Annotated in this window: 14 protein-coding genes; 7 read left to right on the top strand and 7 right to left on the bottom strand. The window is 60.1% G+C overall.

The window, feature by feature from the left end; translation table 11 throughout:
* Positions 1-3: 3 nt before the first annotated feature.
* Positions 4-480: an Hsp20 family protein gene (locus tag FJ950_RS27220; protein ID WP_140620002.1), complete on the bottom strand. Its 477-nt coding sequence runs from the start codon at positions 478-480 to the stop codon at positions 4-6.
* A gap of 382 nt (positions 481-862) precedes the next feature.
* Between FJ950_RS27220 and FJ950_RS27215 the strand changes: the two genes are divergently transcribed.
* From FJ950_RS27215 to FJ950_RS27205, 3 genes are all read left to right on the top strand, one after another.
* On the top strand, positions 863-1,345 hold the full coding sequence (locus FJ950_RS27215) for a hypothetical protein (protein ID WP_140620000.1): 483 nt from the start codon (positions 863-865) through the stop codon (positions 1,343-1,345).
* A gap of 16 nt (positions 1,346-1,361) precedes the next feature.
* Positions 1,362-1,730 (top strand): hypothetical protein, encoded by a 369-nt coding sequence (locus FJ950_RS27210; RefSeq protein WP_140619999.1) that lies wholly within the window; start codon positions 1,362-1,364, stop codon positions 1,728-1,730.
* A gap of 113 nt (positions 1,731-1,843) precedes the next feature.
* Positions 1,844-2,059, top strand: coding sequence for a hypothetical protein (locus FJ950_RS27205; RefSeq protein ID WP_246681044.1), 216 nt, complete (start codon positions 1,844-1,846; stop codon positions 2,057-2,059).
* A gap of 1,081 nt (positions 2,060-3,140) precedes the next feature.
* Here the strand turns inward: FJ950_RS27205 and FJ950_RS27200 are convergent.
* From FJ950_RS27200 to FJ950_RS27175, 6 genes are all read right to left on the bottom strand, one after another.
* On the bottom strand, positions 3,141-4,388 hold the full coding sequence (locus FJ950_RS27200; RefSeq protein ID WP_140619997.1) for a HipA domain-containing protein: 1,248 nt from the start codon (positions 4,386-4,388) through the stop codon (positions 3,141-3,143).
* Positions 4,381-4,716, bottom strand: coding sequence for a helix-turn-helix transcriptional regulator (locus FJ950_RS27195; protein ID WP_010185539.1), 336 nt, complete (start codon positions 4,714-4,716; stop codon positions 4,381-4,383). Before FJ950_RS27195 ends, FJ950_RS27200 begins: the two co-directional genes overlap by 8 nt.
* Positions 4,717-5,501: 785 nt before the next feature.
* Positions 5,502-5,924 carry a hypothetical protein gene (locus FJ950_RS27190; RefSeq protein ID WP_140620125.1) on the bottom strand — a complete coding sequence of 141 codons (423 nt, stop codon included), beginning with the start codon at positions 5,922-5,924 and terminating at the stop codon, positions 5,502-5,504.
* 459 nt (positions 5,925-6,383) lie between these two features.
* Positions 6,384-7,085, bottom strand: coding sequence for a response regulator transcription factor (locus FJ950_RS27185; protein WP_140619996.1), 702 nt, complete (start codon positions 7,083-7,085; stop codon positions 6,384-6,386).
* Between the two features lie 192 nt (positions 7,086-7,277).
* Positions 7,278-8,546, bottom strand: coding sequence for a M24 family metallopeptidase (locus FJ950_RS27180; RefSeq protein WP_210242369.1), 1,269 nt, complete (start codon positions 8,544-8,546; stop codon positions 7,278-7,280).
* A complete protein-coding gene (locus FJ950_RS27175; protein ID WP_140619994.1) occupies positions 8,474-9,238 on the bottom strand; it encodes a GntR family transcriptional regulator in 765 nt (254 codons plus the stop codon). Before FJ950_RS27175 ends, FJ950_RS27180 begins: the two co-directional genes overlap by 73 nt.
* Before the next feature lie 182 nt (positions 9,239-9,420).
* On the opposite strand from FJ950_RS27175, the gene ehuB reads away from it, so the two are divergent.
* From ehuB to FJ950_RS27155, 4 genes are all read left to right on the top strand, one after another.
* The gene (ehuB, locus tag FJ950_RS27170; RefSeq protein ID WP_246681383.1) at positions 9,421-10,305 is read left to right on the top strand and encodes an ectoine/hydroxyectoine ABC transporter substrate-binding protein EhuB; all 885 of its coding nucleotides are present in this window, start codon (positions 9,421-9,423) and stop codon (positions 10,303-10,305) included.
* A 98-nt stretch (positions 10,306-10,403) separates the two neighbouring features.
* Positions 10,404-11,063: an amino acid ABC transporter permease gene (locus tag FJ950_RS27165; protein WP_140619992.1), complete on the top strand. Its 660-nt coding sequence runs from the start codon at positions 10,404-10,406 to the stop codon at positions 11,061-11,063.
* Positions 11,053-11,712 (top strand): ABC transporter permease subunit, encoded by a 660-nt coding sequence (locus FJ950_RS27160; RefSeq protein ID WP_140619990.1) that lies wholly within the window; start codon positions 11,053-11,055, stop codon positions 11,710-11,712. Before FJ950_RS27165 ends, FJ950_RS27160 begins: the two co-directional genes overlap by 11 nt.
* 8 nt (positions 11,713-11,720) lie before the next feature.
* Positions 11,721-12,518 carry an amino acid ABC transporter ATP-binding protein gene (locus FJ950_RS27155; RefSeq protein ID WP_140619988.1) on the top strand — a complete coding sequence of 266 codons (798 nt, stop codon included), beginning with the start codon at positions 11,721-11,723 and terminating at the stop codon, positions 12,516-12,518.
* The last annotated feature ends 15 nt before the right edge of the window (positions 12,519-12,533 follow it).

Raw genomic sequence — 12,533 nt, 5'->3', positions numbered from 1 at the left:
GCTTTAGGCGGCCTGCTTCTCGGTCTCGATCTGCTTCGTCTCGACCTTGGGCAGCGCCTCGCCGGCCGCAATCTTGATCTTGCGGGGCTTCATTTCCTCGGGAATCTCGAGCTTGAGATCGATCGACAGAAGGCCATTGACTAGGCTTGCGCCTATGACCTTCACATGGTCGGCCAACTCGAAGCGGCGCTGGAAAGAACGCTCGGCCATACCGCGATGCAGATAATGGCCGGTGTCCTCACCAGCCTTTTGACCCGACACCATGAGCATGTTCTGCTCCTGGGTGATGGTCAGATCGTCCTGCGAGAAACCGGCCACCGCCATGGTGATGCGGTAGTCGTCCTCGCCAGTCTTGGCGGTGTCATAGGGAGGCCAGTTGTCGATAGTTTCGACGCGGCTCGCAGCCTCCAGCGCGTTCAGCATTCGGTCGAAGCCGATGCTCGACCGGAACAGGGGAGAAAAGTCGAGAGTGGTTCTCATAGCCACATCCTCCTTTGAGCAATATGGATACAAGGTCTTCGGCCGCCGGATGCTCTCCGGCCGGCATACCGGCCCCGATGGCGCCGGCGGTCATGATTTAGTTCACTGGATTGGCTGTTCAAGAGGCCGGCGTCTTACTACGAGGCCTTTAACCTGAACCCGACTGCGTGATGATGCGGACCCTGCCCCTAGCGACTCCTGCGACCGGCACGCCGGCCGAGGTGATGCGGGCGACGACGAGATTCTATGAGGTGCTTTTCGAAGCGGCTGACAAGCGAGTCGCGCTGCGTCTGATGCGCACGCCCTCGGTCCAAGGCACCTCCCTGCGTCGCGAAGGGTCGGTTCCAGTCGAATACCACAACCCGCTCGCCTGAACGCGCGGATGGAAAAAGGGGCAGGTGATCGGATTGAGATCGGTTCGATGGTGCTTGTGGGCTGTCTTCTCGATTGCGCTCACCGCATGCGCAGGGCAGCTCCAAGCGCCCTAAAATCCAAGCTCAGCGCCGCGGATGCAACGGTTCTCCACCTGACGAACGTCAAGATCAACGATCGGCTCAGGCATAGCAAGTTTGCGGAAAGCTCCGAAAATCGTGCAACTGCTCGGAGGGCGATTGGCTTCAGGCCAGACGCTTATGGATACAATGTGGGCCTCGGCGACGGACTAGGGATAGCGGTTGCCGGGGCGTTCGGAGCCGTCGGCAGGGTCGCGGCGACAACAATCACCAGACGCTTCCCGATTGGCAATTCTACCCAATCCAAATTCAAGGCAGCTACACATAAATTTGAAATCGACACGCCCCTTCGTATCAAGCCGACATTGAATGCATCGCGGATCGGCTTTAGAAAGAGGTACTTACAATCTTAGCTATTGGGAGGTAGCTATGATCGAAACCCGTACAGACATCGCGCGGGCGATGATCGACGCCACCTTGACCTCGCGCCACCGCTCAATAAATGACATCGCGTCAATTCGTCGTGATCTGGACCAGTCCAGGCGGGCAGTTGCTGCATCACGCGCCCTTCTTAAGCGGTTGCGCCAGCGCAATATAGACGAGGCGAACAGAAACGTTGAGCAACACCCGGTGTCCGCGTTCGATGCCGACATTCTCCGCAACGTCTTTCAGAATTTGGTTTTGGAAGCGAAGGCACCGGAGTGTCAATGGCGCGACCTCGCCCAGACCCTTGTTTACGAGTTTACCGGCTGTAAGCGGCTTCAATCCGGCTTGATAGACTGGATCGTCAGAAGATGATCGCTGGGGCCTTGAACCTCCAGAAAGTACTCGGGATGTCTTTTTATTGAAATACCGATTGCGGCGGACTTATTTGAAATCGACGTTGCCCGTCGCTTTCCAGGGAGGCTGTGGTGGATAGCGTGGTCGTGATGCTGAACGGCAAGGTTCTGCCTTGCATCGAAGTGTTCGAGGGCGGCGGAGAATGGTTCGTACGCGTGCTTGAGAAGGACCGGGAACTCACCCGCTCATTTAGACTGGAATCATTGGCGCTGTCCTATGCGCAAAGCCAGCGGCTACGCTTGGGGCTGGATGAGGGTCCTGCCTCCAGGCCAGCCGTAGGGGCGTAACAAAAACCCCCGGCGCTCGGTGAGTGCACCGGGGGCTTTAGGCATGTACAAGAAACCAAGCATGGCCACTTATGAGTCTGAGCTAATATCGTAAATGAATGGTGCAGGTCGGCACGTCGTAATGCTCGGCGTGACCGGGCTGCCGACATTGCAGCAGCGCGTCCGCGACCGTTACTGGCCCGGACGCGGCCGGCTTATGCGGGGCCTCGCAATTTCTCGACCCGGATCGAATGCACCCACGGCCAATGTGGACAGGGTTTCGACCAGCGACTGAAGATGGAACGGCGGCGACGCTAGGCTCCGTTTCTCGCAAGCGCATTGTGCAGACGCGCGCGGCGACCACGAGCGGGAGGAATGCACCACCTGGAACTGGTGCAGAATAACAACAGAGAACAACTCGTCCACTCTTCGGCCCGCTCCCTGACGGTGACGGGCTTTTCAGGCGGCGCTGACCATCACGGCATAGCCTGAGCCCTTAAGATCAGCGAAACAGGTATCCAGTTTAAGATCTCGGGCAGGCCAGCCATTGGTCAGCTGGCAAAACGGCAAAACCAAGCTTGGATTGTGAAGAGTTTCCCGGTGTTGACGATCGAGAACAACTGCCAACACCGTCCTTAAGGAACACTTAGGCCTGGAACGAAATTGTCGCCAGGCCGACAATGAGCGCCCCTTGTCTTTCGCCATAATCGACGTGCCGGAACAATGGCCAATAGTCCGCCCAGCCTCGCGGGATTCTATTAAAAAGTGAAACTCAGCCCGTGGCCTCATGGGGCGGGCCTGCCTCTTTTTATGGAGCGCCTAGAGTCCGAATGACGGAGTCCAAGGGCTGGTCTCGTAGCCAAGGCGCGGCTTCAGACTGCTGGAATCGGCGTGAGGTGAAATGGCCATTGCTCTGAACGTCTGATACGCGTTGTGAAGTTGTGAAGTGCTCGTGCCGAGATATAGCGCGCGTGCCGGGTCAGAGATCGTCTGAAGCACTTCGCGAATGCCGGCGTCTTCGATCTCGGAGAGGTCCAGCGCGATGGTCGCGCCGGGGACGGGTCAAATGACGGAGGCGTGAAGTTGTAGGTGCAGGTTCGGGTCATAGCGCCAGCGCCCGCTTGAGATCGTCGTGTTCGAAGGCGCTGGCCATCCGTGTAATCTCTGCAGAGCGGGCGCCCGCCGCCTTGGCGGTTTCACGCCACGTCGCGGTCACGGTCGCGACCTCTTTGACGATTGCGCGGGCCTGCTGCAGTGTGAGGCCGAAGAACTCCGAAGCCGCCTCAAGCAGGTCGAGCGAGCAGGTGCCCTCGTCCAGGTCGATGTTCGTCGTCAGCACACGCGCCTTGAGATCGGTGGGCACAGGATTGAGGTCGTAGGCGGGAGAGAGAGACCATCCCGCCTTGCCGAGCCAAAGGAAGCCATGGTTGCGCAGGTGGTCGTCGACATTGGAAATCAGCACGTTGAAGACGACCCGCCGATAGAGGACATGAGCGTCGGTCTTCCCCTGCGCGCCATGTTGCGTAAGAGCGTCAACGATCTCCGGGTAGCTGCCGCGCTCACCGTCCTTGGCGCCCATCATGGCCATCGCTGACAGGAAAGGAATGCGGATCGAGTCGGAACGATCGAAGCGTCGGGACAGCATCACCGCCTTGCCGGCAACCTCGATTAGCTCATGATGCGGCGTGGTAATGCCGGACTGCTCGGCCAGCCGCAGCGCGATCTCCTCCCATGTCTCCATGCTATAGTCGTCTGTCTCCTTCGGAAATTTGGCGATGGAGAGGTGTCCGTGCTGGTCGATGACCGATGCTTTCGGCCTGGCGCCGCCGAGGGAAGAGCCGGGGGCGAAGATGAGTTGAAGGTCCTCGTCCGTCTCCTCGTCCCGGAGGATCCGTTCGGTGATCTGCAGCAGCCGCCCGAGTTCGATCAGGGCGGGGACGCCGGCGCGGATAGGCGCCTGGAACGCCTCTTCGCCTGCCCAGCGGAATCTGAGGGCACCCAGGCGGGTCTCGTCGGCGACGCCCAGCAGGTAATCGCTTTCCGCAAGGGTGCGAACGGCGCGACCTTCGCGTTCTGCAAGACGGCGCTCGGCGCGCTGCATAAGACGGCGCCCCCATGTGTCGGGCGCTGAGTCTCCTATGGAGCCGAAAGTCACCAGTCCGGCAGGAGGGGCGAAGGCACCGCGGGTCAGGGCAAGGGCGGGCTCAAGCGAGAACCGGTCTGGATTGGCGAGCCACGCGCCATCGTATTCAAAAAGGATAGTCTCCGTGCCTCGAACGCGATTACTCCTCGCCAGGCCGATAGGGCGCGTGCGTCCGTCCAGGGCGATATGTACCTCGAAGTCAGCCATCGCGAGATGATCCGACTGTTCGCTTGAGATGGACGTGCTTGGGCAGTTCCGCGCTGGCCAGCGCTTGTCCAACCGGGTCGTTGCCTATGTCGGCTATCTGGCCAAGACCGTCGAGCAGGCCGAGCGCCTGAAGGACACCTGCATAAATGCCGATGCTGACATTGGTGTCCCCAGCCTCGACCTTTTGCAGGGTCGAGCGGGACGTGAAGGCGCGCTCTGCGACGACAGCCATTGGCAGCCGCCGACGCCGACGGGCATCGTGGATGTCTGCACCAAGCTTGCGCAGGACGCGCCGCACAGCGGCGGGAGGGTTATGTGGTGTAGGCATTTTGAAACCTTCACACTACAGAGTAGCGAGATATGTAGCATGAAGTTTACAATTCTCCTAGCCCTCGCGCGATAGCCATCCCATTGAGGGAGGGGGGTGGCGAACCAAGCACGTGACGCTATAATTCCGAGAGGCTGAATCGTGGCCGGCGTTGTCTAGCGTAGAGACGGCGGTGCGGCCGAAGTGACTTTCGGGGTGTTGTCGCCGCCGTGCCTGCCGATAGATGGTGGAACCACAATTTTCGCGATCTGGCAGAAAAAGCCAATGGTTCGGAGGCCGGTACTTTTGACGGCCTATGTAACAGTATGCGGAAATCGAGAAAATATTTTAGTCAATACATCCATGTGCTTAACGTTACGACTGATAATCGATTGAGCATGGTAGTCCTTTCGCGTGGCCAAGCGCGGATACAGCCTTGCCTGATTGGGACCAGATCGCGGCGGGGATCTGGCCCAGACCGACGACGTTGGGGAGGCCCGGTCCGGACACAGCCGCGTATCACGATCGGCGGATCGTACTAGGGCGGAACGATTGGGGGGCTGGCTTGATCCCTCAGTATCCGCCGAATCCCTGATCCAGCCGCTTCAGGCGGGGACACTGGGCGTGGACCAAGTGGGCGCACGAACCTGTCGGCGGCGGTGGTGAGGGCGCACCGATTCTCTTCATCTCCGCCCAGGTGACAGGTGAGCGGCGCCTGGTCGCTCACGACCTCCGCGGCCGCCGCTGACGCTTCGGCGGTGGTCGAGCATCTCGACTTGAGGAATGAGCCCCGTCGAATCCCTTCATCAAGGCCTAAGCAACGCACCCAGCCTTGCAAAGATGCCGCCATTCATAGCGGCGCGAACACGAAGTGCTACCCATCCGGCCTTCATCGTTGCGCCGACATGACAATGGCAAACAATGTCGTGCAATTGCCAGTTGGACAGTTCGAAAAACTTCCGGGCCGCACCATAAGTATCGTCCTCCAGGCCCTGCGCCCTCAGAATTGGGTCTTCGAACGCAACGCTGATCGGCGACGAAAGGCAACGCGCTTCGTTGCGGTCATGGGGGCTCATATATTCCGTGCCCGGGAGCGCTCCAAGGCATCGATCTGGTTGGTGTTCAAGGAGGTTTGCCCAGCGCTCAAGGCGTTGCCTACGAGTCATTGCTGGATATTCCGCGTTCACCTCCGCGATAACGTTCAGTTGTTCAAGTGTCTGGTGTTTCATAGCAAGCTGCTCCCATTGGGCCAGGTTTTCCTTGCTTTCCGAGATCGCGACAGGCCCGGTCGCCATCGCCAAGGCGTGAACCTTGCTTTCTCGGCAAAGTTCCATGGCGTCGAAAATTTGGGTGCCGCTGGCGGAGCCTCGCCGTCAACCCGGAAGTTGCCATCACCAGGCTCTCGAGCCGCAGGCTCAGAAGGCGCGAGCCACCAGGCTGGGAAAATCTGCCCTGGGCCTGCCGAACCATTGGGAGACGCAAAATATCTGAGGGACCGCGGGCGCGCGGAGCGAATCCGATTGGCGGGACAAAAATATTCCGGAGGCAACGGAGCAGTCGCGCTCGCCCAACAAGGTGGACTCTCGATTTCGGCCGACACACGGTTCTATGGTTGGCCATCAACCGCGCGGCCTCATTACTTCGGGTTCCGTTCGGCCGCCCGGCCGTTGAGGCACGGAAGAAGCGCTCTAGCCTGTTGGGCTTTCAAGCGCATATCCACCCAGTCTGACGGTGCGAATGACGTCGTGGTGAGGAGACTGCTTGATCGATCTTCTTAGCCGACTGATGTGAACGTCGACCGTGCGCGGGCCGACATAGACATTGCTGGGCCAAGCAGCCCCGATCAGTTCTTCACGGCTGAGCACCTTCCCCGGGCGCTCAAGCATATGCCGCAGCAGCTTGAACTCGATCGGCCCCAGCTCGATTTCCCGACCGCTGCAGCGTACATGATGCGTGTCGATCTGCATTTCTATGTCGCCATGGCTCAGCGATAGCGCGCTCTGCAGTTGCAATCGCGAGCGCCGGTCGGCTCCGAGCCTGGATCGCAGGTAGTCCAGCAGCTTGGCTGGCGCCAGCGGTCTGATGAAACTCTCATCGATTCCCGATTTCAGCAGCACAATGTGTTGGGGTTCCGCACCGGGCGCAATCAAGGCGATGACTGGAAGGGTACTGGTCCTGTCATCCTGTCTAAGCCGGGCGCAGCTATCCGCCATCTGATTGTCCGGCCGGCAGTCCAACAGCAAGGCCTGAACGGACAGTTCGGCGGCCAACTCGAGCATCTCGTCGACATTGGTTGCTAACGCGCTTTCAAAGCCGTCCACCGCAAGAATGTGGCTCAGGATCAGATAGAACTCCGCGTGATCCGAGCATATGATGATCAGTGGCTTCATGGCGTCGCTCGCGTTTCGGCGGGTCGCTCGGTAGGTTGCTGGTCCCTCGTGCGCACCCGTTTACCAACCATCTACCGGGGTTGCAAAACATCCGGCTTCGACCTTTTTCCTGTCGCTGGCCTGACGACAGTCAGCTCCTCAGCACGCGGGTGCTTTGCTGGTCCCGCACATCTGTGGGCCAGCCAACTCAGTTCAGTTGATGATTGGCAACTGCTCTGGAGAGAGCTCACTCAAAAACTGGACCCCGGCCTCGCGGATATAGATGACCTCTTCGAACTGGAAGACAGCGCCATTGATCTCCAGCTTGGGCTCCAGGTGCAAGATCATGCCAGGTCTTATCGTTTCTGGATTGGCCTTGGAGATGGACGGAGGTTCTGTGACATCGAGACCTCCACCGTGCCCGATACGTGAAACAAGCCCATAGGCGGGCGGAAGGCCGGCGTCAGACCAAAGCTGCTCGAAGGCGCCGAAAACATCCCCGCACGTCATCCCGGCCCTGACGCTTGTTGCAAGGGCCACGGTCAGCGCACGCGTTCGTTCGTAGGCCTCTATCTCCCAGTTTTCCGGCGCCCCGCCGCGAGCGATGCGGTTTCTGTCGGCAGGGTAGCCCCCATAGGTCGAGCGAAAATCCGTCCACACATACTGGCCAGCCTGCAGGGGATGCAGGCCTGGCGGGCGGCCGTAATTGAACTCGCCCCTGCAGAATGTCATGGCGATCGGATCGGCACGGTCGGCGCCGTTCATGATGATGCGGGCCTGGATCTGCCGGGAAAGCTCGACCTCGGTAATGCCGAGACGCGCCTGCGAAACAGCATCGTCGAAAGCTGCATTGACGATCTCGAAGGAAACGCGCTTTAGATCCGCTTCGAACGGCGATTTGATCATGCGCGTTCGCCACAGCATATCGACCGCGCTCTCAAGCCTGTGCCCGCGCGCCCTCAAGCCGTCGACGATCTCCAGCGAACCGCGACCGGCCATGTCCTGTCCATAGTCAACCGCGACCCGTGCAGTGGCGGCCAGGTCGCCGGTTCGGACCGCTTCGACGATGGTTTGCGCGCCTTCGGCCAGATACCCCGCGTAGTACACGATCGCGAAGGGTCGGTGCCGCGCTTCGAGATTTCTGGTCTCGATCCTGTTGGCGATGACGCGGACATCCTGATGGTCTATCACGAGGAACAAGGGGCGCGAGTGATAGCCCCAGGACAAGGTCCTGTAGTCGGTGAAGTATTCGACATTCTTCTGGTCGGTGAGGACCAGCGCGTCAATATCTTCGTCTGCCATCTCGCGTCGCACCGCGGCAAGCCGCCTGGTCAGCTCGGCCACCGCAACATCGGGTGAGGGTGAAACTGGAAGCATGATTGCCTGCTCCTGATCTAAAGCTCGTCGCGTCAGCCGGACGCCGGGTCGGTTCTCGTCCGCCGCTTGGGGGTTGCGTGATCGGCGTCGATTTCGACCACGCAAGCCAGCCGGTCGAACGGAGATTCGGTTATGCCGAACACCGAAACAGACCTTTCGGTGGTGCTCAGCCTGTAGAGGCGACGAAGGGTCGGATATCCGTTCGGAAGCGCGAACGTCTGCTGTGCTTCATTCGAGGCCGGCGCGGCATCGATCAGCAGCTTGGTCTTGGTGAAGCGCGTGCCGTGCTCGCGCAGGACATCGCCGATGAATTTGTCCCTGAACTCCTCAAGCATCTGATCGCTCACCGGGTGAGGCAGATAGGATGTGTCATACATGATTGGTGTGTCGTCGGCTAAGATCACCTTGCGCACGCACAGCATCAATCCAGTGGGCGGCTCAAGCACGTCGAAGGCTGGGTCTTGTATTTTTTCGCGCGTCAACGAGATGAGCTGAATGGACGGCTTCAGGCCGAGCCGCAGGGCGTTGTCATAGGAGGTAAGAGAAAAATCGAGATCGCGAATGAACCGTCGCTGCTCCCGGACAAAGGTCCCCAACCCGGGTACCGACCGCAGGATTCCGGCCGACTGAAGATCCCGCAGCGCCCGCTTGATGGTGATTGCGCTGACGCCAAAGTCCTCGGCCAGCGCTGCGGCGGAAGGCAGCGGCTGACCGGCACCGTATTGCGCATCCCGCACCCGGCGCGTGATCTCCTGCCGTACGGTTTCATGAAGAGCAGTCCCGATCTGTCCGGCCATTCTCGCCCTCGCAAGGTATACTAGGAATACCTAACGCAACGATAAGGCGATGTCCATCCCCACGCAGGCCGGAGCGCCGAACGCGGATTTAACAAAAATAAAACTTATCCTTCACCTGATCTTGACATACCTGATATACCTGGTCTACCTGTCTACCTCGACGTTGACGTGGAGAACACCGCATGCCCAACACGGTCGGACTGCTCAGGAAAATGGCAACTGCTGCTACGGCGGCCTGCGCTATTCTCGTTGCAGGCGCGAACAGCCTCAGGGCTGAAACGACAGGTGAGCGGGTCTTGCGCGAGGGCAAGGTCGTGATCGGCATTTCGAATGGCGCGCCGTGGGGATACCGCGGTGCCGACGGCGAGCCGGAAGGCTTTCACCCCGACCTGATCAAAGCTGCGTTCAAAGGCCTCGGCGTCGATCGGGTGGAAATCGTGGTCACCGAGTTCGGCGCCCTTATTCCCGGCCTGACGGCGCAGCGGTTCGATGCCATCGCGGCCGGACTCGCCATCACGCCGCAACGATGTGAGCTCGTCGCCTTCAGCGACCCCGATCTGAAGATCGCCGACGCCGCCCTGGTCGCCAAGGGCAATCCGAAGAACGTCCACAGCTATGCTCAGATCGCAGCAAATCCTCAGATAAGGTTTGGGATTGGGCGAGGCAGCGTGACGGCCAAGAATGCTGCGGCCGCCGGTGTCCCCGAAAGCACGATGCTGCTGTTTCCCGACATACAGTCGAATGTCTCGGCTCTGCTCACAGGCAGGATCGACGTCGCCGCATTTTCAGCGCCGACGGTGGCTCGCATCTTGTCCGACCCAAATGTCAACGGCATCGAACGCGCATTGCCGTTCCAAGGCCTGCAGGAGAACGGCAAGGAACGCTTCGGCTATTCAGCTATTGCCTTCCGCAAGGAGGATGGCGACCTTCGTGACATGTATAATTCTCGTCTCAAACTCTTGAAGAGCGACGGAACCCTGGCCCACATCATGGCCAAGAACGGCTTCAGCCATGAGGAGGCAGCACCGGATCTGACCAGTGAGCAGGTTTGCGCGGGGCAGGGCTGACCGGACGCCCCGGGGATCGGCGGCAAGACACGTCGCGGCATCAGCGCGGACGGTCAGGCTCTCGGAGCACGGAGCGGCAGGATCAGGGATGTGCAGGCGTGACTATCGTTGAGATATTGGTCGGAATTTTCGCCGGCTTCCGGACCACGGCAACGGTAACCCTACTGGGCCTGCTGTTTGCCGTGCCCTTCGCCTTGATCTTCGGCGTGGCGCAGTATCTGACACGCGGCATCGCCCGCATCGCCGTCAGCGCCATCATCGAATTCTGGCGCAGTTCCGCAGTCATCATACTGCTGTTCGTCTTTTATTATGCGCTCCCTATCATTGGTATCCAAATGCCAGCGACTATTGTCAGCGCCATGGTGCTGGGGCTCAATGCGGGAGGATACGCCAGCCAGGCCGTCAGAGGCGGACTTCAGTCGCTAGACCGGGGGCAGATGGAAGCTGCCGCGGCCCTCGGCCTGCCGCGACGCCACATCCTTGTATTGATCGAACTCCCTCAAGCGTTGACCAGGATGGCACCGACCTTCATCAACCAGTTCATCCAGCTGGTTAAAGGAACGGCGCTCGTTTCCCTCGTTACGCTGACGGACATGACCTTTCGGGCAAAGGAGATCGCCGAGCTCCAATACAATCCCGTCGGCGTCTACACATCGCTTCTGCTCGCCTATTTCGTAGTCTGTTACCCAGTCGCGCTATTTGGCCGATGGGTCGAGCAGCGCATCGGCGTGGCAACGAGGTTATCCAGTGACCTTTGATCTCGAATTCGCCCTCTCGACCGTCCCCACCATCCTCAGCGTCATAGGAACCACGATCGGCGTGGCGCTGGCGAGTTGCGCGGGAGCGTCGGCGCTGGGCTTCTGCCTCGAGATCACCAGGCGGGCGGCGTCCATTGCCGGCTATGTGGTGCGCTTCATGATCGACTTCATCCGGTCCACGCCGGTGCTGGCATGGCTCTATTTTCTCTATTTCGTGCTGCCGCACTACGGGATCACGCTGCCGGCGCTGTTGGTCGGCACACTGGCACTGAGCGTCTATTTCAGCGGCTATCTCGCCGAGGTATTCAAGGCGGGCATCGACGCTATTCCTGCAGGCCAGGCCGAAGCCGCCAAGGCGCTGGGACTGAGCCAGACTGACATCGTGGTATTCATCCTGGCTCCCCAGATGTTGCGCAACGTCGCGGCCCCGGTCGGCAGCTACTTTGTCTCGATCCTGAAGGCTACGCCCTACCTCGCCGTCATCGCCGTACCGGAGATGCTGGGCAAGGCGTTGGATATCGCCTCGGACACCTACCGCTATGCCGAACCGCTGACTGTGGCCGGCATTGCCTTCCTTCTCCTCGCGCTCGCGGTCGCATGGCTGGTCGGCCGGATTGAACGCCAGCTGCTTGGGCCGACTAGAAGATGAATGAGCTCATGCGACAGGGCAGCTCCCAAACCACCGATATCGGGCAGGCAGCTGGCGCGCCAAAATCCGCCCAGCCGCCAGCGCTGGAGACGGTAGCGCTCAACAAATGGTTCGGCAGCTTTCACGCTCTGAAGGACGTCGATCTCGTTGCGGCGCAGGGCGCGCGGATTGTGATTTGCGGTCCCTCCGGATCGGGAAAATCGACGCTCGTCAGATGCCTGAATGGCCTGGAGACCTTTCAGAAAGGCGCGGTTCGGGTCGGTGGCGTGGATCTCAGTCGAGACCACAGGCAATTGCGGAGACTGCGGCGCGGGATTGGCATGGTGTTTCAGCAGTTCAACCTGTTTCCGCATTTAACGGTGATGGCCAATTGCACCCTTGCTCTGAAGCGCGTGCTCGGCCAATCGAAGACCGGCGCCGCAGGCATGGCGCTTCACCATCTCGAACGGGTGAGGGTTGCCGACCAGGCACACAAATATCCCAGCCAGCTGTCCGGCGGCCAGCAGCAGCGCGTCGCGATCGCTCGCGCGCTGTGCCTGAATCCCAAGATCATGCTGTTCGATGAGCCGACCTCTTCGCTTGATCCGGAGATGGTCAAGGAGGTGCTCGACGTCATGACCGACCTCGCCAGGGACGGCACCACCATGCTTTGCGTCACCCATGAAATGGGCTTTGCCCGCGAGGTCGCCGACCAGATCGTTTTCATGGACCAGGGACGCATTGTCGAGCTCGCGTCCCCGACAACCTTCTTCACCGCGCCAAGCCAGGAGCGGACGCGGCTTTTCCTGGACAAGATGCTTCGCTGAATGGAGAAGGTAGAC

Source organism: Mesorhizobium sp. B2-3-14, from assembly GCF_006442175.1.
Classification (GTDB): domain Bacteria; phylum Pseudomonadota; class Alphaproteobacteria; order Rhizobiales; family Rhizobiaceae; genus Mesorhizobium; species Mesorhizobium australicum.
This window is presented reverse-complemented; position numbering and strand designations above follow the sequence as displayed.